We start from the raw sequence: 21,261 nt of genomic DNA, 5'->3' as shown, positions 1-21,261 counted from the left end.
CTTGCGGACCCCGGCAGGGCAGGTGATCGGAACTAGCGCTTCTGCTTGACGATCTTTTCCTGGTCGACGTCGCCGCCGGAGATCGCTGCGTGCTCCTCGTGGCCAGCGCCAACCAAGTGGTTGTCGCCCTCGCCGAAGAAGCCCTTCTTGAAGGAAACAATGGCTTCCTTCAGAGCTGCAGCGGTGTCGTCATCCAGGACGTTGGTCTGAGCCAGCGTGGTCAGGATGGAGGACTTGTGCGTGAGGTGCTCCAGGAACTCGGACTCGAAGCGGCTGATGTCCTCAACCGGAACGTCGTCCAGGTAACCGTTGGTGCCGGCCCAGATGGAAACAACCTGGTTCTCAACGGGGAACGGTGAGTACTGGCCCTGCTTCAGCAGTTCCATCAGGCGTGCACCACGGGTCAGCTGCTGACGTGATGCAGCATCCAGGTCAGAGGCGAACATAGCGAATGCCTGCATGTCGCGGTACTGGGCCAGGTCCAGCTTCAAGGTACCGGAGACCTTCTTCATGGACTTGACCTGAGCAGCGCCACCAACGCGGGAGACGGACACACCAACGTCAACAGCGGGACGCTGGTTGGCGTTGAAGAGATCCGACTGGAGGAAGATCTGACCATCGGTAATGGAGATCACGTTGGTCGGGATGTAGGCGGAGACGTCGTTTGCCTTGGTCTCGACGATCGGAAGACCGGTCATCGAGCCGGCACCGAGCTCGTCGGAGAGCTTGGCACAACGCTCCAGCAGGCGGGAGTGCAAGTAGAAAACGTCACCCGGGTATGCTTCGCGTCCCGGCGGACGGCGAAGCAGCAGGGATACGGCGCGGTAGGCTTCGGCCTGCTTGGACAGGTCATCGAAGATCACCAGAACGTGCTTGCCGCCGTACATCCAGTGCTGGCCGATGGCCGAACCTGCATACGGTGCCAAGTACTTGAAGCCGGCAGGGTCAGATGCCGGGGACGCCACGATGGTGGTGTACTCCAGCGCGCCGTGGTCCTCAAGGGTCTGGCGAACGGCTGCAATGGTGGAAGCCTTCTGGCCGACACCAACGTAGACGCAGCGAACCTGCTTGGTGACATCTCCCGAAGCCCAGTTGGCCTTCTGGTTGATGATGGTGTCCACAGCGATTGCGGTCTTGCCGGTCTGGCGGTCACCAATGATCAGCTGACGCTGGCCGCGGCCGATCGGGATCATGGCGTCGATAGCCTTGAGACCGGTCTGCATCGGTTCGTGAACCGACTTGCGTTCGGTAACGCCCGGAGCCTGAAGTTCCAGTGCACGGGTGGCTTCGGCCTTGATCTCGCCGAGGTCATCGATGGGCTGGCCCAGGGGGTCGACTACGCGACCCAGGAAGGCGTCGCCAACCGGAACGGACAGGATCTCACCGGTACGGTGAACTTCCTGGCCTTCTTCAATACCGGTGAAGTCACCGAGGATAATGACACCGATCTCGCGGACGTCAAGGTTCTGGGCCAGGCCCAGCGTGCCATCTTCGAAGCGAAGCAGCTCGTTCGCCATGACCGAGGGAAGACCCTCAACACGGGCGATGCCGTCACTTGCGGTGGTCACACGACCAACCTCTACGCGCTCTGCGTTACCGGGTTCGTAGGACGCCGCGAACTCGTTCAACGCATTACGGACGTCGTCGGCGTTGATGGTCAATTCGGCCATCTGCAGTCCCTGCTCTCCTGTTTTCGTGATCATCGTTGCTCACGATGACCGGGTTTTATATCAGTTAAGTTGTGCTTTGTCTTCGCTAGCCAACGAGCTGGCGGCGGAGTTCGGACAGGCGGGCGATGACCGAAGCGTCGAGCACTTCGTCACCCACCTGAACGCGAATTCCACCGATCAGTGCGGGGTCAACATTGACGTTGACCTTCAGTTCGCGGCCGTACAGGGCATCAAGCCCGGCCTGCAGACGGCTGGCCTGCGTTTCCGTCAACGGACGGGTAACGCTGACAGTTGCAATCCAGCGCTGCTGGCGCTTGGCTGCAAGCTTGGCGAATGACTCGACGAGCTTGCTCGGCTTGACACCGCGTGGCTGCGTAACTGCCTGGCGGATGAGAACCTTTGATTCCTCGCTGCTGCCAGGAACAAGTTTCTCGGCCAGTGCAATCTTCGCCGCAGGAGATGCCTGCGGTTCAGACAGAGCACGTTGTACTTCGTGGCTGGAGGCGACGGCCTGGTTGAAGGCAAACAGATCGTTTTCCAGCTCTTCCAGCCCCGTGATACCGGAGGCAGAAACGGCCGACTTGTTTTCAGCTACGGCAATGACAACCGTGGCGGCAAGCGTCTCGAGTGCATCGCCGATATCGCGGGCCGATGCCCAGCGCGAGCTGGCCAATCCGCCTGCAATTTCAGCAGCATCAGCGGAGACTTTTCCGCCAACCAGCTGCTTGACCAGCGCCGACTTCTCGTCACCGGAACGGGACGGGTCAGTCAGGGCGCGGCGCAAGCCAGCCGAGCTGTCCACCGTTCCCAGGATTCCGAAGAGGTCCTTAGCCAACTGCAGCGAGGCGAAGGGAAGCTTGGCTTCCAGCTGCGCCAGCGCTGTGGTCAGCGATTCGCTCGATATACCTGCCATTACTTAGCTGCACCTGCGCTCTGGGTCTCCAGATCTGCAAGGAAGCGGTCCACAACACGTGCGGCGCGCTGGTCGTCGGTGAGTGCTTCCCCAACGATGCGGCCGGCCAGTGTGGTGGCCAAAGTGCCAACCTCGGAACGAAGCGAGACAACAGCTGCCTGGCGCTCCGACTCGATGGCAGCGTGTGCCTGCTCGGTGATGCGTGCAGACTCTGCTGCAGCCTTTGCCTTCAGGTCCGCGAGGATCTGGGCGCCTTCGGCGCGTGCTTCTTCACGGATTCGGTTGGCTTCGGCACGGGCATCAGTGAGCTGCTGCTTGTACTCTTCGAGAGCAGCAGAAGCTTCTGCCTGTGCCGCTTCGGCCTTTGCAATGCCACCTTCAATTGCTTCGGCGCGCTCTGCGAAGGTCTTCTCGAACATCGGAACAATGAACTTGATCACGATGTACAGGAGGACCGCAAAGCCGACGAGGACGACGCCCATTTCCCAAACATTGGGAACGAGAGGGTTAGCGGCCTCTTCGCCTTCAGTGGCGGCTGAGATGATCAGCTGATTCATATTTCACCCGTCCTATCTACTCGGTTGCGGAATTCGCTTGTTCTGAATCCGAAGACTAGAGAACGAACGCGAAGACGAGGCCGAGGATGGCGAGAGCTTCGGTCAGTGCCAGACCAAGGAACGCGATCGGCTGCAGCACACGCTGAGCTTCCGGCTGACGAGCAACACCGTTGATGTAAGCCGCGAACACGAGACCCACACCGATACCACCGCCGATTGCGGACAGACCGTAACCTACGAGGTTGAGATTGCCTTCCATTTTTTTCCTTTCAAGATGCCACCCATGTGGCAGGTTGTTTGGTTTACTTCAATCCCCACAAGGGGAAGTTTGGGAGCCTAGTGGCTGTCGGCGTGCAGTGCGCCTTCGATGTAAATCGCGGTCAACAGAGTGAACACGTAAGCCTGCAGGGCCATGATCAATGCTTCGAGCATGTACATGGCGATTGCCCCAACCAGGACCAGGACCGAGGTGCCCTTCAAGAGGACGTTCTCCTGCATGACGAGATACTCGATACCGGAACCGGCAAGCATGACGATCAAGTGACCAGCCAGCATTGTTGCGAACAGACGGAGGCTGTGCGTGACAGGGCGGACCAGGAAGTTGGAGATGATCTCGATCGGTACGACGATCGGGAGGATGTACCAAGGAACACCGGACGGAACGGTTGCGAGCTTGAAGTACTTCAGGCCGTTCTTCTTGATACCGATGATGATCCACGTGAAGTACACGATGCCGGCCAGCACGTAGGCGCCGCCAACGTGCGAGAAGCTCGGGAGCTGGATCACCGGGATGGCGCCGTAAATGTTGTTCACCAAGATAAAGAAGAACAGGCTGAACAACAGCGGGACGTACTTGATGAAGTCCTTGCCGCCGATGATGTCCTTGGCGATGCTGTTGCGGACGAAGCCGTAGGCCATCTCGCCTGCGAACTGCAGTTTGCCGGGAACCAGCTGCTGCTTACGTGCAGCGAGGATGAAGAATGTAGCGATAATGACGACCGAAAGGATCACCAGCAGCATCTGCTTGGAGAATCCGTCGTGTGCACCCCAAGGCAGGATTGCCGGCAGGTGCATTTCGTCGATTCCGGGTGGGGTGAATGACCCCGAATCCTGGGCGGGGAGCGCAAGCGCGATCAACGCGTTTCCTCTCTGCTGTGTCCATCATTGGGCATTGGTTGGAATCCGAACGCGTTGGACGCATTCACAATCCATGTGAAATTATTTGGCATTACTGTCCCCGTCCGTGGACGGACCGCTGTCTGCGTTGCTCTCGCCAGAAGGATTGGAGCTTTGCCTGGTGAGGCCGTGCATATGGGAAAGATAGAACCCTCCTGCGGCTCCCAGCAGAGCGCCAAGGAGCACAATCCAGCGGGTCCCCCACAGATTATCCAGACCCCAGCCTATCAAACTCCAGACAATGATCCCGCCAATGATGTAGCTGAAGACAGCGATGCCGGCGTTGTATCCGCCGTCGTTTCCAGCTTCGGCGGATTCATTGTGGTTGGCAGGTTGCTGAGCAGTGGCAGCCGGGCGTGAATAACGCTTACGCGGAGACATCCGGGCCACCCTTCGGTCCTGCGGGATCGTTGTAGATCTGGAGACGGGCCTTGCTGAAAGCGTAGATCTCTGCGGCCTGCCAGAAGACGACTGAAACAACCGCCCCAATGAGGAACCACCGGCCCTGGAGCCAGTCCGGCTTACCAAGCACAAAAAGCACTACGGCGAATCCGACGACTTTGATGAAGTAAGTCGCAACAAAGAGTCCGATTGCGCCGGAAGGATTGTTCCGGCCAACGAAGTGGCCAATCAGGAGACTGATGCCAAAGAAGAGCATGACCAGCATGGCGCCGAGAGCAGCCGAGAGTGCGCTCTGCCCGCCGGCCACGAGGGCCGCAATGACGCACGTGACGGCGGTGGCTGCCAGTGCAGCAACGACGCTGAAATAGAGCAGCCGGAGCCAGAGATTGGTGGTCGCACCGGAAACTCCAACACCACGTTTACCGGACGGGCGTCCGGTTTCGGCGTTGGATGTCATGGGGATACCAATCCTCGTGGCACAGGTGCCATATTCTCAAAGTGGGGTTACGGGCGAGTGACTGTCCGCAGAAAGAATTCTACATGAGATAGAACTGTGACCATAACCAGCCGTCACAACTACTCCCCCGGCCGCGGCGAGTTCCGGGTGAAGTAGGGCCATGCCGTCACAGCGGCCATGACGAGCGCTGCCACAATGATGACGATGAGCACGATTTGCCAGGGGAACACGGCAAAGGCGACGCCACCGAAGGCAAGAATGCACGTCCACACATAGAGCATGACGACGGCGCTGCGGTGCGAGTATCCAAGGTCCACCAGCTTGTGGTGGAGGTGCCCGCGGTCAGCCGACCACGGCGATTGGCCCCTGGCTGTCCTGCGGACAACGGCCATCCCCAAATCAAGAAGGGGAAGGGACAACACCGCGAAGGGCAGCAGGATGGGAACGATGGTGGGGATACCGTTGGCGCGGTCGTAGAGACCGGAGCCGATCTGCCCCGTGGCCACGACGCCGGCGGAAGCCATCAGCAAACCAATAAGCATGGCTCCCGAATCGCCCATGAAGATCTTTGCCGGAAACCAGTTGTGCGGCAGGAACCCGATGCAGCTGCCCACGAGGATGGCCATCAGGAGTGTTGCGAGGTCTGAGTTGTCAGTGGATGGGTTGTTCCTGTGAACCCAATAGGCGGTGAGGAAGAACGCTCCCCCACCAATGATGGCGACTCCTGCTGCCAAACCGTCCAGTCCGTCAATGAAGTTGACGGCATTCATGGTGGTGACAATGAGCCCTGCGGTGAGCACAATCTGCACGACTTCGGACTCAAGGAAGATCGGTTCGGGAATAAAGGGCACCACAGACATCCGCACACCCCAGATAGCCACGATGAAGGCGGCTGCGGCCTGGCCCAGGAGCTTGATCCACCAACGGATGTCCAGGATGTCGTCCGCGACCCCCACCGCGACAATCACAACGGCACCAGCGAGGATGCCCCAAGGGGCATCGTTGTGCCTGAAGATGTCCTTGACGAAGAAGGAATTGCTCGCGACCACCAACGCAGCGAAGAAGCCCACAAAGATGCCCAGTCCCCCGAGTTTGGAGATCAGGGCTGAATGCATGTCGCGGCTTCGGATGGGTTGGTATAAGCGAAGCTTGTTTCCCACGACGCGTGCACCCCACGTCCCCGCGTACGACACAACGGCCGCTGTAAGGGCCATCAGCATGTACATGATCATGACGCGGCCCCGGACAGCAGCCTGCACACCACACCGGAAGAATGAATCATCGAATGCAGCCGGCGGGTTTGATTGCCGTCTGGTTGTGGGCAGCTCAAGGTGTGGAATTCTGTCTTTGGATAAATGGAACTACTCCGTCGCCATGCCTGCACCGGCTGTGCCGAATGTTGCGGGATTACTGTGGACTCTAGTCACGATACTAATGCCAATGGCCGTGACCACCCTGTGATGCAGCCACCAAGCCCCAGCGTGTTCAGCTGGAAACTCACGCGGCGTAGCTGCTACCTGACGGGCCCCTGGACGTTACGCAGTGCGTAGATCCCATCGAGCACCTGGGCGTTGGACCGCGGAGCTTTCAGGCTGTGGCGCAGGCCTTTCAAGAGCCCGGCCAAAAGCACTTTGCGGTTCGGAGAGGCGGCGATGGTGCGGGTCCAATTGCGCAGCGAAGCGCCGGTAAACAGGACCTTTTCCCACGGCGCCAAGGCGTTCGATCGGGTATAAACCCAGAGCTTGTTCCGCACTTCATAATAGAAGCGCGGGCCGGGATCCGCTCCCGCATCACCAAATACCTTCGTGTGGTGGTTGGCCACCGATGCGTTGGTAGTCAAAGCGGTACCGCGGCGGGAAATCCTCGCGGTGTACTCAAGGTCATCGTTCCAGATGAAGTAGTCCGCAATTGGCAGGCCATGCTGCTTGATCTCTCCAGCGCGTATCAGCACCGACACGAAGGAAGCACTCCTGATCTGGGTGGCGCCCAGACGGGCAGCAACGCTGCGTTGGTCCTCGCTCGCTCCCATCCGCGGACGCATTCGGTTCATTGGGTGGTCACGGCCATCAGTCCACACAACACGGCTTGCGATGAAGGCCGGGGCCTCTCCCGTTTCCTGTTGGTAGGATTCCGACACGTCCAATGCTTCGCGAAGGGCATTCGCCTGCGGTTCCGTGTCGTCGTCCATGATCCATACGTGGTCGGCACCGTGGTCCAGCACGGCCCGTTCCATACCGACAACAAACCCACCGGCACCGCCCACATTCGTGTTCAAAGAGACCACATCAATGGTTACCGGGCTTTGATACTGCTGGAGGAACTCTGCGGTTCCATCCGTGGAGGCATTGTCCACAATGACCACGGCGTCCGGTACCCGGGTACCTGCAACAATGCCTTCCAAGGTCGTCTGGAGGAGTTCACGCCGGTTATAGGTCACCACAACAGCGACCACGACAGGGTGGGACGTCATTTACTTGCCTTTGGTCTTGGATGGTTGGAAACGGCGCCGAATCAGCAGGCCTGCCAGCTTCCAAGGTTCAACGAAAACTCTGTAGGCCACACGGCCCGGGTGAAGGACCAGCCGCCAGGCCCATTCGAGCCCCAAGCGGCCGAGCCAACGTGGCGCTAGTTTTTGGATGCCTGCGACCTGTTCTATGGCACCGCCGACGGCGCAATAGAGGGCAGGCGGCAACTCTGCGAGCCGGCGGTGCAGGACTGTTTCCTGCAGCGGCATCCCAAGTCCGAACAGGACCAGTTGCGGACGGAAATCCGTCAGCCAGTTCACCACCGCGTCCTCCAGGGTGCTGTCCCATCCCTCACCGGGCATTCCATCCACCGTTGCACCGGGGATGATGGAGCGCAGCCGGGCGACCGCCTTCGTATTGGCCGCCCGTCCGGCGCCAACCACGGCTACACGCTCCAGACCGTTGACCTTGCCGAGCTCCGGGATCCAATCCATGGAACCGAGCCGGTAGGCCATGGGTCCCTCACCCAGCGCCTGGAGTTGACGTTTGTGGGCGAGTCCCCAAAGCATCGCAACGGGAGCACCATCCAGTAGGACGATCGAGCTGTCCTCGTATAAGGAACGGACGTCCGGGCGCGAATGAAGCAGCGTGATGCTGTGAAGATTATGTCCAAGGGCGGTGGCGGTTGTTCCGGCTGCGATGAGTCCGGCCATCGCTTCAATTAGCTCGTCGACGCGCATGGGAGTGGCGTCGACGTCGAAGACGGGGACGCGTTGGCGCTCCGGAATCATTCGGGTTTGGCTTCGCTCGGGGCCCCTGGTTTCACTGATTCTTGGGTTGAATCCACGACGGCGGCCGTTTCCGTTACTTCGATCGGCGCGTCATCCGCTGCTGGGGTCGCGTCACCCGCTGCTGGGGTCGCGTCACCCGCTGTTGGGGTCGCGTCTTCCACAGGAGGCACCTCCGCAGGAATGGTTTCACCGATGCCCAGAATCGAGGGAACGATCTCGCGGAGTCGCTCCAGCTCGATGGCTCCTTGGCGCACTACCCGGAACGGCGTGGAAGTGGCATCCACAATCGTGGAGGGCAGGGCAGCAGTCCCCTTGACGGGACGGAAACCGCCTTCGAGGTAGACCTCTACGGACTCTGCCAGTTGGAGTCGTGCTTCCGAGGCCGTCTGTGCTGCTTCCTGGCCCGTCCGGTTGGCGGAGGAAACGGCCAACGGACCTGTGAGCCCCAGGAGTTCCAGGGCGATCTGGTCATCGGGCATCCTGAGGGCGACGGTGCCCTTGGTTTCGCCGAGGTCCCAGTCCAAGGACGGCTGTGCATGCAGGATCAATGTCAGGCCACCAGGCCAGAAGGCCTGCGCCAGAGCCCTGGCATCGGCAGGGACATCGGTGGCCAGCCCGTCCAGGGCATTGACCCGGGGTATCAGGACCGGAGGGGGCATCTGCCGGCTACGCCCCTTGGAAGCCAGCAACATGGTCACGGCCAACGGCGAAAAGGCATCAGCGGCAATGCCGTAGACGGTGTCCGTTGGCATCACGATGCACTTCTTTTCACTGATGGCGCGCTGGGCATGCTGAAGGCCTTCAGTCCGCTGGTCATCGGAAGTGCAGTTATAGGTTGTGGTCACAGCGCTATTCTTTCACTCATCGGGAGACGGGCTTGCCAGGACGGCACTGGTGGCACGTTCCTTGCCGTTCAGGTCACAGTGCGTGGTGACGTCTTTCCAACGCCCCGTTCGGTGCAGCATGCCGGCGATCCAGGCTGCTTGGACTTCCGCATGTTCCATCACGAAGTAACCACCGGGTTTAAGGAGGCGGGCCGCTGAGGCCGCTGCCGCCGTCGGAAGTTCCATGCCGTCCGATCCCCCACCGTACAGTGCCTCCGGCGGATCGTGGAGGGCGACTTCCGGCTCCGTGGGGATCGCTTCGGCCGGGATGTACGGAGGGTTGGACACGACGACGTCGAAAGTTCCGTTGTGCTCAGGGAGCGCATCCCGCAGATCGCCTTCAATGAGCATGACCCCCAAGGGTTCCAGGTTCCTGGCCGCCCAGGCATGCGCGAACGTGCTGTATTCCACCGCATGAACCTCAGCGTCCGGAACCTCATGGGCGATGGAACCGGCAATTGCACCGGATCCTGTGCCGAGGTCCACCACCTTGGGTTTCGGCATTCCAGCGAGGTGGTCAATGACCAGCTGCACTACCGATTCCGTTTCAGGACGCGGAATGAAGACGCCGGGACCGACACGCAACGCCAAGTGACGGAAATACGCGACGCCGGTGATGTGCTGCAGTGGGACCCGTCCGGCGCGCTCCTCCACCAGTTCCCGGTAGCCGTCGGGAGCTGGCGTGTCGCCAAGCATCATGGCTCGTAGGCGGCCAAGGCCGACACCGAGCAAGTGTTCGGCAAGCAACTCGGCGTCGACACGCGGGCTGGGCACACCGGCGTCGGATAAGACGGCAGTAGCCTCGCGAACAGCGTCCGCGAGGCTCTGGCCTTGGTAAAACGTCATGGATGAACTCTGCTGTGGTTGTTGTCCGGCAGCGCTATTCGCCGATGGCGTCCAGGCGTGCCTGCTCGTCAGCTTCAATGGCTGACTGGATCACGGGTTCAAGATCGCCGTTCATGACGGCATCGAGGTTGTAGGCCTTGTAGCCGGTGCGGTGGTCCGCAATACGGTTTTCCGGGAAGTTGTATGTGCGGATGCGCTCTGAACGGTCCATGGTGCGGATCTGCGACTTGCGCTGTTCAGAGTTGGCAGCATCAATTTGTTCCTGCTGGTGGGCCAGAAGGCGCGCGCGGAGGACGCGCATACCGGCTTCACGGTTCTGCAGCTGTGACTTTTCGTTCTGCATGGCCACAACGATGCCCGTAGGCAAGTGGGTAATGCGGACGGCGGAGTCGGTGGTGTTCACGGACTGGCCACCCGGTCCGGATGAACGGTAAACATCGATCTTGAGGTCGTTCTGGTTAATCTCAAGTTCTTCGGGCTCATCAACTTCGGGGAGCACCAGCACGCCGGCAGCCGACGTGTGGATGCGGCCCTGCGACTCAGTCACAGGAACCCGCTGGACGCGGTGCACGCCGCCTTCAAATTTCAAGCGGGCAAAAACGCCCTGTGCGGGGTCGTTCGAATTGCCTTTAATGGCCACGGCGACGTCTTTGTATCCACCAAGATCGGATTCGGTGGCGGAAATCATTTCAGTCTTCCAGCCCCGCGACTCGGCGTAACGCATGTACATCCGCAGAAGGTCGCCAGCGAACAGTGCAGCTTCGTCGCCACCTTCGCCGCCCTTGACTTCGAGAATCACGTTGCGGGCGTCGTCCGGATCACGAGGGATCAGCAGACGGCGCAGCCGCTCCTGTGCCGCAGGAATCTGCTCCTCCAACTGCACAACTTCTGCAGCGAATTCGGGATCTTCGTCTGCCATCTCTTTGGCAGCTTCCAGATCATCATTGAGTCCGCGCCATTTGTTGTACGCCTCCACAATGCCCTGAAGCTGAGCCGACCGACGCCCCAACTTCCGGGCAGCAGACTGATCGGCATAAACGGCAGGATCACTCAACTGCGCCTGAATAGCAGCATGCTCATCCAGCAATCCCTGTACGGACTCAAACATTTTCAAACCTCTTTCGACTTCTACAAGTCTAATAACTGCAACGTAGGGTCACGTACAGCCCATCTGGTGGGCCCACATGGGCCGGTTCTGACCTCACGTGGTGTTGGGCCAAGGATTCCTTTAAACAAAGACCGCTCAAAATATGCCGGCCAGGGAGTGGCTTCGGGCCTGCCGGAGCCGGGTAGCTTCCGATCGTAGATCGGAAGCTACCCGGCGTAGGGGCGGGGCCGGCATATTTTGAGCGGTTAGAGCACAGCTATTTATCGTTATCCGACTTCGCTCCGAGCGTCGTCTTCTGAACCTGCATGAGGAACTCGACGTTGCTCTGCGTCTCCCGGATCTTGTTGGTCAGCAGCTCAAGGCTCTGCTGCTGCTCCAGGCCGGAAAGGACGCGGCGCAGCTTCCACATGATCTTGACTTCTTCAGGCGAGAGCAGGTTCTCTTCGCGGCGCGTACCGGACGCGTTGACGTCCACTGCCGGGAAGATGCGCTTGTCTGCCAACTGGCGGGACAGGCGGAGCTCCATGTTGCCGGTGCCCTTGAACTCTTCGAAGATGACTTCGTCCATCTTGGAGCCGGTCTCGACGAGCGCGGTTGCAAGGATGGTGAGCGAGCCACCGTTTTCGATGTTACGGGCTGCACCGAAGAAGCGCTTGGGCGGGTACAGAGCTGCGGAGTCCACGCCACCGGACAGGATGCGGCCTGAGGCCGGTGCTGCCAGGTTGTAGGCGCGGCCCAGACGGGTCATTGAGTCCAGGAGGACCACCACATCCATGCCCATTTCCACGAGGCGCTTGGCGCGTTCAATGGAGAGCTCGGCAACGGTGGTGTGGTCGTCTGCGGGACGGTCGAAGGTGGAGGCGATGACCTCACCCTTGACGGTGCGCTGCATGTCCGTGACTTCTTCGGGACGTTCGTCCACCAGCACCATCATGAGGTGAACCTCAGGGTTGTTGGTGGTGATCGCGTTCGCGATGGACTGCAGGATGAGCGTCTTGCCGGCCTTCGGCGGGGAGACGATCAGGCCACGCTGGCCCTTGCCGATCGGGGCCACGAGGTCGATGACACGCGGACCGATCTTCTTGGGATCCGTCTCGAGGCGCAGGCGCTCGGACGGGTACAGCGGTACGAGCTTGGCGAACTCGACGCGATCCTTGAGTTCTTCCGGCGTCTTGCCGTTGACCGAGGTGACGCGGACGAGCGCGTTGAACTTCTGGCGGGCAGACTGCTGGCTGCGGTCTTCACCGTCCCGCGGTGCCCGGATGGCGCCGACGACGGCGTCGCCCTTGCGAAGGTTGTACTTCTTGACCTGTGCCAGGGAAACGTAGACGTCGTTTGCACCGGGGAGGTATCCGGAGGTCCGAATGAACGCGTAGTTCTCCAGAACGTCCAGAATGCCGGCTACAGGAAGAAGGACGTCGTCCTCCGTGACCTCGACGTCGTCAACGTCCGGTCCCTGCGCGCGGCCACGGCGGCGCTCGTTGCGGTCGCGGAAGCGGTCGCTGCGGGTGTTTCCATCACGGCTGTCCTGACCGCCACGGCGGTCGCTCCGGTCGTTCTGTTCGTTGCGGTCACGACGGTTGCGGCGGTTGCGGCGGTTGCCGGTGTCGTCGCCGTCGTTGTTGTCTTCACGGCGTCCGCGGGTGTTGTCGCGACGTTCGCGCTGCTGGTCGCCCGAGTCAGACTGTTCGCGCTGCTCACGCTGTTCCGTGCGGTCAGCACGCTGCTCACGCTGTTCGGTACGGTCGGCACGCTGCTCACGCTGTTCCGTGCGGTCGGCACGCTGTTCGGTACGGTCGGCACGCTGCTCACGCTGTTCCGTACGATCAGCACGCTGCTCACGCTGTTCCGTACGCTGCTCGGCTGCTGGCGCTTCTGCTGCTTCGGCAGGTGCCGCGGCAGCTTCGCCACGGCGGCGGTTACGCGTTCGCGGCTGGCGACGCTCAGTTGCGGCCTCGCCGGTCTCGACGGGCGCCGGAGCTTCAACAGCCGGTGCGGCTGCGGTCTCGGCAGGCGCAGCAGCGGCTTCAGCGGCTGCTACTACTCCGTCACTTGTAGCCCGACGGCTGCGACCACGACCACGACCGCGGGGTGCTTCCTGGGCCGGGGCCTCGACAGCTGCATCAGCAGGTGCGCTGCTTTCAGGAACGGCCTTCGGCTCTGCAGCCCGGGCTTCCTTGGCCGCAGTTGCTTTCGCTGTGCTGGCCTTGGCGGGCGCCTTGGTAGTTGAGGTGCCGGCACGGTGGGCGGAGATGGCCGTGACCAAATCCCCCTTGCGCATACGGGATCCCCCGGAAATGCCCAGCTGGCTCGCGAGAGCCTGGAGCTGGGCGAGCTTAAGGCCTGCGAGGCCGCTGCTCTTGGTGGTTGCTGCAGTTGACGACTCAGCAGCAGAAGATGTTGTGTCCACAGCTGAAGCCAGCTCAGTGGTTTCTGTCACGAAGGATCCTTCCCCCTCGACGGCGTCCAGAGCGAGAGCTGGACGCGATGATTTGTTCTGGGCTGCAGTTCAGATCTGCAGCCGGTGATTTGGGCCGTGCCTGATGGATTGTGGCCAACAGGGCCGGATACTGATCGTCATCACTGGATCCAGTTGCCCGGACAGCCGGCGTAGATTCAGGAAACAGAGAGATTTCTGCGGCACCTGAGACAGGCCGGAAAGAGACGACACCACCAACGTTGGCACAGTTGACGAAAGGTACGGCAAAACACCGAGATCCAAAATCAGGGAACTGCCCGCGGCTTTACCGGCGGTGCACTTCCACTCTAGCACCTTGATCGTCCACAGCCAGCGTCATCACGCGCCAACCGACGTCGGGTGTGTTGTCCGCCGTGAATGTGCCGATGAATCCGGCGACACTTACTGCTTCCTCAGCGCCATTGGCCAGCACCATCACGGTGGGGCCTGCGCCGGAGACAACCGCTGCATGGCCGGCCGACCTAAGAGCAGCGATGAGGTCGGCACTGGGGCGCATTGCCTGAGCGCGATAGCTCTGGTGGAGATAGTCTTCCGTGCCGGGCAACAGCAACGTGGGATCCGCGGTGAGTGCGTGAATCAACAGGGCTGCACGTCCGGAATTCATTGCTGCCGCGTGATGTCCAACGGATGCCGGAAGCAATCCGCGTGCAGTCTCCGTGGACAATTCGTAGTCCGGGACCGCCACCACGGGGATCACCGACCGTGCGACGTCAGCGCGTGTGGTGCTGTACTGCTCGCTGTCCTGCCACGACAGCGCCAGTCCGCCGAAAATGGCGGGTGCGACGTTGTCCGGGTGGCCTTCCATCTCGCTGGTCAACTGCAGGATCCAATCGCGGTCCTGCCGGAATTCGGCAGGGACCAATGCGTTGGCGGCAGATACGGCAGCAACCACAGCCGAGGCTGAAGACCCCAGCCCCCGGCCATGTGGATTGACGTTGTCCGCAATGATCTTCAGACCTGAGTGCCGGAATCCAAGCCGATTCAGCGCAAGGTCAATGGCACGAACAACCAGATGGCTGGCGTCACGTGGGAGGGAGTCAGCGCCCTCACCGGAGAGCTCGAACTCGAGCTCTCCGGTACTGAGGGTTTCCACCGTCAAGGTGTCGTAAATCGACAAGGCCAAGCCGAGGCTGTCGTAACCGGGTCCCAGGTTGGCACTCGTACCGGGGACCTTGACGGTCAGCCGCTGACCTGCCGCGACAAGTGCACGATCGGTCGCGGTGGGCTGCGTTGATTCCACTCTTAGTTTTCTTCCAGTCCCAGTTCTGCGGCAACGGTGACGACGTCGTTCGGCACCTTGACGGGCTGGACATCGCTGCCGTCCTCAGTGCGGAGGGCCCACTGCGGGTCCTTGAGCCCGTGCCCGGTGACCGTGATGACGATGGTTTTGCCGGACGGAACCTCGCCTGCAGCGTGCTTCTTGATCAAGCCCGCGACACCGGCAGCGGAACCGGGCTCTACGAACACGCCTTCCTTTGCGGAAAGCCAGCGGTGGGCGGCCAGGATCTCGTCATCGGTCACAGCCTCAATCAAGCCACCCGATTCGTCACGGGCCGCAACGGCGGTCTCCCACGAGGCCGGATTGCCAATGCGGATGGCAGTAGCGATCGTGTCGGGCTCGGTGATGGGATGCCCTGCAACGAACGGTGCGGCACCTGCAGCTTGGAAGCCCCACATGACGGGCGTCTTGGTGGAAACAGCCGGAAGTGTTCCGTTAGCCGTCTCGAACGGCGCGGAATACTCCTTGTAGCCCTTCCAGTAGGCGCTGATGTTGCCTGCGTTGCCCACTGGCAATACGTGGATGTCGGGGGCGTCGCCCAGCGTGTCCACAACTTCGAAGGCTCCGGTCTTCTGGCCCTGGATGCGCGCCGGGTTGACTGAGTTCACCAAGAACACCGGGTAAGCTTCGCCGAGCTTCCGAGCAATGTCCAGGCAGTTGTCGAAGTTACCGTCAACCTGGAGCAGGGTGGCACCGTGGGCGATGGCCTGGCTCAGCTTGCCCATGGAAATCTTGCCTTCGGGTACCAGCACCGCGCACTTGAGGCCTGCGGCCGTCGCGTACGCAGCAGCTGAGGCGGAGGTGTTGCCGGTGGAGGCGCAAACCACGGCCTTGGCACCGGCCTCCACAGCAGCTGTCATGGCCATTGTCATGCCACGGTCCTTGAACGAACCCGTGGGGTTCATGCCTTCGACCTTAAGGTAAACCTCGGAGCCGGTCAGCTCTGAAAGCTTCTGCGCGTGGACCAGAGGCGTGCCGCCCTCGCCCAGGGTGATGACCTTGGTGGCTTCCGTTACAGGCAAACGATCAGCGTATTCGCGGATTACTCCGCGCCATTGGTGAGCCACTTAGACCCCTTCTACCCGGAGTACGGATGTTACAGAATTGATGACGTCCAGGCCCTTCACGGCCTCGACGGTTGCCGCGAGTGCAGCTTCGGATGCACGGTGCGTCACGATTTTCAGCTCGGCCGACTCAACGTTCGAGGCAGAGTCGCGGTGGATCGTTTGACGCATTATTTCGATGGAAACGCCGTTCTCCGCAAAGATGTGCGCGATCCGGGCCAGAACGCCGGCTTGGTCCGCGACGTCCAGGCCGATGTAATAGCTCGTAGTGGACGCATCGATGGCCAGCGCCGGAACGTGGCCAGTGGTGGTTTCCGTCCGGCCCGGGCCGCCCAGGACCAAGCGCCGCGCGGCAGACACGAGGTCACCCAGCACAGCGGATGCGGTGGGCGTTCCACCTGCACCTTGGCCATAGAACATGAGTTCCCCGGCGTTTTCCGCTTCGATGAAGACGGCGTTGAAGGCACCACGGACAGCAGCCAACGGGTGTTCGCGCGGCAGGAGCGTGGGGTGGACGCGCACAGAAATGCCGCTGCCGTTGTCCGATGAGTCGATCTTCTCGGCGATTGCGAGCAATTTGATGACAAAGCCGGCTTCCTTGGCGGAGGCAATGTCCGCAGCGCTGACCTTGGTGATGCCTTCGCAATAGACATCGTCCAGGGAGAAGCGCGTGTGGAAGGACAACGATGCAAGGATCGCAGCCTTCGCTGCAGCGTCGTGACCTTCGACATCGGCTGTGGGGTCGGCTTCCGCATAGCCAAGGCGCTGGGCTTCGGCCAGGGCGTCGGAGAACTGCGCACCGGTGGTGTCCATCTGGTCAAGGATGAAGTTAGTGGTGCCGTTAACGATGCCCAGGACGCGGGTGATGCGGTCGCCGGACAGGCTGTCGCGGATAGGGCGCAGAATGGGGATCGCACCGGCAACGGCGGCTTCGTAGGACAGCTGCACGCCGGCCTTGTCTGCCTCTTCGTAGAGTGTGGGGCCGTCCTGTGCGAGCAGTGCCTTGTTGCCGGTGACAACGCATGCGCCGTTCTGGATGGCCGTCAGGATCAGCGAACGGGCAGGCTCGATGCCGCCCATGAGTTCAATGACGAGGTCTGCGTCCTTCACCAAGGTTTCGGCATCTGTGGTGAATAGTTCGCGCGGCAGTTCGACGTCGCGTGGGGAGTCGATATTGCGCACGGCGATGCCGGCAAGTTCCAAGCGGGCTCCGCTGCGGGCTGCGAGGGCCTCGGCGTCGTCAATCAGAATCCGCGCAACCTGGGCCCCAACGTTGCCACAGCCCAGCAGGGCCACCTTCAAGGTTTGCACTTCAGACATTCGCCACTCCCATGTCGCGGTTCAAGAGATCTTCTTCGGTTTCCCCGCGGACAATCAGCCGGGCGGCTCCGTCGCGTACAGCGACAACGCCAGGCCTGGCCAGGTAGTTGTAGTTGCTGGAGAGGGCCCAGCAGTAGGCGCCGGTACCCGGTACTGCGAGCAAATCACCGGCTGCCACGTCCGCGGGCAGATATACATCTCTAACAACTATGTCGCCGCTCTCGCAATGTTTGCCCACTACGCGGGACAGCTGAGGATCCGCCGAAGAGTTCCGGGAAGCCAAAATTGCCGAATAATCCGCGTCGTAAAGCACCGGGCGCGCGTTGTCGCTCATCCCGCCGTCCACCGACACATAGCGGCGGGGATACGTAACGTTGTTGTCCCCGTCTTCCCCCTCAGTTGCGTCAACACGAACGGTTTTGAGCGTGCCGACTTCGTAGAGCGTGAACGTGGTGCTGCCCACGATGGCGCGTCCGGGTTCAATCGAGATACGCGGTGGAGTGATGTCCAGTTCCGCGCATTTGGAACGCACGACGGCGGCCATCGCCTGCGCAATTTCGGCTGGCGGCCGGGGTGTATCCACCGGAGTGTAGGCGATTCCGTAGCCGCCGCCCAGATCCAGTTCGGGCATGACGATGGAGTACTTGGCCTGCATGGAGGCCAGGAAGCCCAGCAGCTTCTCCGCTGCAAGGGCAAAGCCGTCGGGCTCAAAGATCTGTGAGCCGATATGGCAGTGCAGGCCCAAGAGCTCGATGCTGGCGTAGGAGGTTGCTGCAGCCACCGCTTCCTCGGCTGCTGACAGGCCTGCTTCATCGGTGGTGTCTCCGGCCATGGAGAGGCCAAACTTCTGGTCCTCGTGTGCCGTGGCGATGAACTCATGGGTGTGGGCGTGTACGCCGGGGGTCAGCCGGAGCATGACCTTGGCAGTTTCGCCACGGCTGGAGGCAATCTTGGCCACCCGCTCCAGTTCATCGAGGCTGTCCACCACGATTCGGCCGACCTTCATATCCAGGGCGCGCTTGATCTCGGCGTCGGACTTGTTGTTGCCGTGCAGGCCAAGATTGGGCCCTTCGATTCCCGCACGGGCGGCAACAGCCAGCTCGCCGCCCGAACAGGTGTCCAAGCGAAGGCCTTCCTCGGAAACCCAACTGGCTACTGCAGTGCACAGGAACGACTTTCCGGCGTAGTAGACGTCCACTCCCCCGCAAATATCGGCGAAGGCGGAATCAAACGCGTCTTTGAACGCCCGTGCACGGGACCGGAAGTCCGATTCACTCATGACGAACAGCGGAGTTCCGTACTGTTCCTTGAGCTTACTGACGGACACGCCGTCAATGGTGACCTCACCGGCGTCGTTCTTCTCAACCCCGGCAGCCCACATGGGTGCCTGCAAGGCGTTGAGGTCCTCGGGAACAGCCAACCATTCGGGTGCGAGCGGAGAAGCGTGTGTAGCGTTGATGGTCATTTCCCTACATCCGTTCCGGCGCAGAAACGCCCAGCAGTTCGAGTCCGTTGGCCAGCACCTGGCTGGTGGCGTCATTCAGCCACAGACGCGTGCGGTTAACGTCCTGCACGGGTTCATCGCCTTGCGGCGAGACGCGGCAAGCGTCGTACCAGCGGTGGTAGGCACCGGCGATGACTTCGAGGTGGCGGGCCACGCGGTGCGGCTCACGCAGTTCGGCAGCCTTCGCCACAATAGACGGGTAGCTGCCCAGGTAGGAGAGCAACTCGTTTTCGGTGGCGTGGTCCAGGAGCGATGCGTCAAAGACGGAACGCTCTACGCCGGCCTCCGCAGCATTGCGTGCTGTGCCGCGGGAGCGGGCGTGCGCATACTGCACGTAGAACACCGGGTTCTCGTTGCTGTGTTTCTTCAGCAGTTCCGGATCCAGCGTCAGTGGCGAGTCAGCCGGGAAGCGGGCCAGGGAATACCTGACGGCATCCTTGCCGAGCCAGGAAATAAGGTCCTTGAGCTCGATGATGTTACCGGCACGCTTGGAAAGCTTGGCGCCATTGACGGACACAAGCTGGCCGATGAGGACCTCGATGTTGACCTCGGGATCATCTCCCGCGCATGCGGCGATGGCCTTCAAACGGTTGATGTATCCGTGGTGGTCCGCGCCGAGCAGGTAGATCTTCTCCGTGAAGCCGCGGTCCTTCTTTGAAAGGTAGTACGCGGCGTCCGCAGCGAAGTAGGTAGGTTCGCCATTGGCACGGATCATCACACGGTCTTTGTCGTCACCGAAGTCTGTGGTGCGCAACCAGACGGCACCGCCGTCGTCGAAAACGTGGCCTTGCTCGCGAAGGCGGGCGACGGCGGATTCGATCGCACCGGCGTCGTGCAGTTCCTTTTCCGAGAAGAAGACGTCAAACTCGACGCCAAACTCCGCCAATGTGGTCTTGATGTCTGCCATCTGTGCCTGGTAAGCAGCGGCGCGGATAACGGGCAGGGCTGCCTCGTCCGTCAACTCGCGGATATCCGGATGGGCCTTCAGTACTTCGTCGCCAAGCTCGCGGATGTACTCACCCGGGTAGCCACCCTCAGGCACGCCACGTCCGTGAAGCCGGGAGAGGACCGAGTTGGCGAAGACGTTCATCTGCGAGCCGGCGTCGTTGATGTAGTACTCGGCGGTGACATTCGCGCCCGAGGCACGCAGAACACGGGCAATGGCATCGCCCAGAGCAGCCCAGCGTGTGTGCCCGATGTGCAACGGACCGGTTGGATTCGCGGAAACAAACTCCATATTGACCACTCGCCCTGCGAGCGCCTGGTTGGTGCCATAGCTGGTTCCGGCCTCAACAATGGCCTTGGCGAGGGCGCCGGCTGTGGCAGCATCGACGGTGATGTTCAGGAAGCCCGGACCGGCGATTTCCACTCCGGTAACGCCGGGAATGCCCTGCAGATGGTTGCTGAGGATTCCAGCAAATTCGCGGGGATTCATGCCGGCCTGCTTGGAGAGTTGCAGGGCGATGTTGGTGGCCCAGTCTCCATGATCCCGGTTCTTGGGTCGCTCCACTCGTACGGCGTCGGGCACGGCAGATTCCGTCAGGGCGATTTCGCCGGTGGAAACGGCGTCCTTAAGGCAGGCGGATATGGCAGCAGAGAGTTCTTCGGGAGTCACTCTCCTAGCCTACCGGGGGCCCGCAAAGTCGCGGAATTGAGGGTCTCGTATGTGGATAAGCCGGTCACAGCCCACTCACAGGAACGGCTGCCCGACGCCACAGACTGAACCATTACGCTGAATTCAACGTTGTGAACACGTAGGAGGTGGCCTCGTTGGTCATCCCGGTACACGCAGTATCCCTTGACGTAAATGACCATTGACGAATTCTTGTCCAGTTGAAACGAGCAGAACCATGACTACGCCACTCCGCAAGAGCCTCTACGTTGGTTTCGCCGGCCTCTCCATCATTGGAACAGCTGCGGCCTGCGCCCCCACAACCGAAGCCCCCTCAACCCAAACCCCCGCTACCCAGGAGGGGGGCCAGGCCGCTTCCAGCAGTCCTTCATCAGCGGGCACGTCATCGTCAACGGCTGTCGCTTCCACCGGCGCTTCCACCTACAAGGACGGGACCTACAGCTCCGACGGCACTTACACGTCGCCCAATGGCCAGGAGACGGTGGGCGTCGAGCTGACGCTTGCAGCCGACAAGGTTTCTGCGGTCAACATCACGGTCCACCCGTCCAATCCCAATACCAAAAAGTTCCAGGGTGAGTTCGCCAGTGGCATCGCCGCACAGATCGTGGGCAAGGATATCGATGAGCTCAACGTCTCCAAGGTGGCTGGCTCTTCACTGACGTCCGGTGGCTTCAACGAAGCCGTGGAACAGATCAAGTCCCAGGCCAAGTAGC

The 21,261-nt window shown here is 61.2% G+C and carries 20 protein-coding genes; 1 reads left to right on the top strand and 19 read right to left on the bottom strand.

Annotated elements, in window-relative coordinates; all coding sequences use genetic code 11:
- Positions 1 to 32 precede the first annotated feature (32 nt).
- From atpA to argS, 19 genes are all read right to left on the bottom strand, one after another.
- Complete coding sequence (gene atpA, locus ACZ881_RS01340; RefSeq protein WP_011775259.1) at positions 33 to 1,670, bottom strand: F0F1 ATP synthase subunit alpha; 1,638 nt, start codon at positions 1,668 to 1,670, stop codon at positions 33 to 35.
- 85 nt (positions 1,671 to 1,755) lie between these two features.
- Entirely contained in the window at positions 1,756 to 2,583 is an 828-nt protein-coding gene (locus ACZ881_RS01335; RefSeq protein WP_091468397.1) for a F0F1 ATP synthase subunit delta, read from the bottom strand.
- Positions 2,583 to 3,140 carry a F0F1 ATP synthase subunit B gene (locus ACZ881_RS01330; protein ID WP_017199730.1) on the bottom strand — a complete coding sequence of 186 codons (558 nt, stop codon included), beginning with the start codon at positions 3,138 to 3,140 and terminating at the stop codon, positions 2,583 to 2,585. Before ACZ881_RS01330 ends, ACZ881_RS01335 begins: the two co-directional genes overlap by 1 nt.
- Before the next feature lie 55 nt (positions 3,141 to 3,195).
- Positions 3,196 to 3,399: an ATP synthase F0 subunit C gene (atpE, locus tag ACZ881_RS01325; protein WP_009356484.1), complete on the bottom strand. Its 204-nt coding sequence runs from the start codon at positions 3,397 to 3,399 to the stop codon at positions 3,196 to 3,198.
- A gap of 77 nt (positions 3,400 to 3,476) precedes the next feature.
- Positions 3,477 to 4,277 carry a F0F1 ATP synthase subunit A gene (gene atpB / locus ACZ881_RS01320; RefSeq protein ID WP_017199729.1) on the bottom strand — a complete coding sequence of 267 codons (801 nt, stop codon included), beginning with the start codon at positions 4,275 to 4,277 and terminating at the stop codon, positions 3,477 to 3,479.
- A gap of 81 nt (positions 4,278 to 4,358) precedes the next feature.
- Positions 4,359 to 4,697, bottom strand: a complete 339-nt coding sequence (locus ACZ881_RS01315; protein ID WP_178996815.1) for a hypothetical protein — start codon at positions 4,695 to 4,697, stop codon at positions 4,359 to 4,361.
- Positions 4,684 to 5,175 (bottom strand): hypothetical protein, encoded by a 492-nt coding sequence (locus ACZ881_RS01310; protein ID WP_476112089.1) that lies wholly within the window; start codon positions 5,173 to 5,175, stop codon positions 4,684 to 4,686. Before ACZ881_RS01310 ends, ACZ881_RS01315 begins: the two co-directional genes overlap by 14 nt.
- A gap of 119 nt (positions 5,176 to 5,294) precedes the next feature.
- Positions 5,295 to 6,407 (bottom strand): MraY family glycosyltransferase, encoded by a 1,113-nt coding sequence (locus ACZ881_RS01305; RefSeq protein WP_091468403.1) that lies wholly within the window; start codon positions 6,405 to 6,407, stop codon positions 5,295 to 5,297.
- Positions 6,408 to 6,688: 281 nt separating this feature from the next.
- Positions 6,689 to 7,645 (bottom strand): glycosyltransferase, encoded by a 957-nt coding sequence (locus ACZ881_RS01300; RefSeq protein ID WP_179017178.1) that lies wholly within the window; start codon positions 7,643 to 7,645, stop codon positions 6,689 to 6,691.
- Positions 7,646 to 8,431, bottom strand: coding sequence for a WecB/TagA/CpsF family glycosyltransferase (locus tag ACZ881_RS01295; protein ID WP_178996818.1), 786 nt, complete (start codon positions 8,429 to 8,431; stop codon positions 7,646 to 7,648). It abuts the gene before it with no gap.
- Complete coding sequence (locus ACZ881_RS01290; protein WP_476112086.1) at positions 8,428 to 9,276, bottom strand: L-threonylcarbamoyladenylate synthase; 849 nt, start codon at positions 9,274 to 9,276, stop codon at positions 8,428 to 8,430. Before ACZ881_RS01290 ends, ACZ881_RS01295 begins: the two co-directional genes overlap by 4 nt.
- 12 nt (positions 9,277 to 9,288) lie before the next feature.
- Positions 9,289 to 10,161, bottom strand: a complete 873-nt coding sequence (prmC, locus tag ACZ881_RS01285) for a peptide chain release factor N(5)-glutamine methyltransferase (protein WP_476112084.1) — start codon at positions 10,159 to 10,161, stop codon at positions 9,289 to 9,291.
- A gap of 34 nt (positions 10,162 to 10,195) precedes the next feature.
- Positions 10,196 to 11,269 (bottom strand): peptide chain release factor 1, encoded by a 1,074-nt coding sequence (gene prfA / locus ACZ881_RS01280; protein WP_014922181.1) that lies wholly within the window; start codon positions 11,267 to 11,269, stop codon positions 10,196 to 10,198.
- A gap of 256 nt (positions 11,270 to 11,525) precedes the next feature.
- Positions 11,526 to 13,709 carry a transcription termination factor Rho gene (gene rho / locus ACZ881_RS01275; RefSeq protein WP_476112082.1) on the bottom strand — a complete coding sequence of 728 codons (2,184 nt, stop codon included), beginning with the start codon at positions 13,707 to 13,709 and terminating at the stop codon, positions 11,526 to 11,528.
- A gap of 304 nt (positions 13,710 to 14,013) precedes the next feature.
- Positions 14,014 to 14,988, bottom strand: a complete 975-nt coding sequence (gene thrB, locus ACZ881_RS01270) for a homoserine kinase (protein WP_091468418.1) — start codon at positions 14,986 to 14,988, stop codon at positions 14,014 to 14,016.
- 2 nt (positions 14,989 to 14,990) lie between these two features.
- Entirely contained in the window at positions 14,991 to 16,094 is a 1,104-nt protein-coding gene (thrC, locus tag ACZ881_RS01265) for a threonine synthase (protein ID WP_091468420.1), read from the bottom strand.
- Positions 16,095 to 17,411: a homoserine dehydrogenase gene (locus ACZ881_RS01260; protein ID WP_091468423.1), complete on the bottom strand. Its 1,317-nt coding sequence runs from the start codon at positions 17,409 to 17,411 to the stop codon at positions 16,095 to 16,097.
- Positions 17,404 to 18,876: a diaminopimelate decarboxylase gene (lysA, locus tag ACZ881_RS01255; RefSeq protein WP_476112079.1), complete on the bottom strand. Its 1,473-nt coding sequence runs from the start codon at positions 18,874 to 18,876 to the stop codon at positions 17,404 to 17,406. Before lysA ends, ACZ881_RS01260 begins: the two co-directional genes overlap by 8 nt.
- A 4-nt stretch (positions 18,877 to 18,880) precedes the next feature.
- Positions 18,881 to 20,530: an arginine--tRNA ligase gene (gene argS / locus ACZ881_RS01250; protein ID WP_091468428.1), complete on the bottom strand. Its 1,650-nt coding sequence runs from the start codon at positions 20,528 to 20,530 to the stop codon at positions 18,881 to 18,883.
- Positions 20,531 to 20,765: 235 nt separating this feature from the next.
- Here argS and ACZ881_RS01245 point away from each other — a divergent pair, with 235 nt between their 5' ends.
- Positions 20,766 to 21,260, top strand: coding sequence for an FMN-binding protein (locus ACZ881_RS01245; RefSeq protein ID WP_178996825.1), 495 nt, complete (start codon positions 20,766 to 20,768; stop codon positions 21,258 to 21,260).
- The last annotated feature ends 1 nt before the right edge of the window (position 21,261 follow it).

It is taken from the genome of Paenarthrobacter sp. TE3676 (assembly GCF_056279165.1).
The sequence above is the reverse complement of the archived record's forward strand: the minus strand, read 5'-3'. Positions and strand labels throughout refer to the sequence as shown.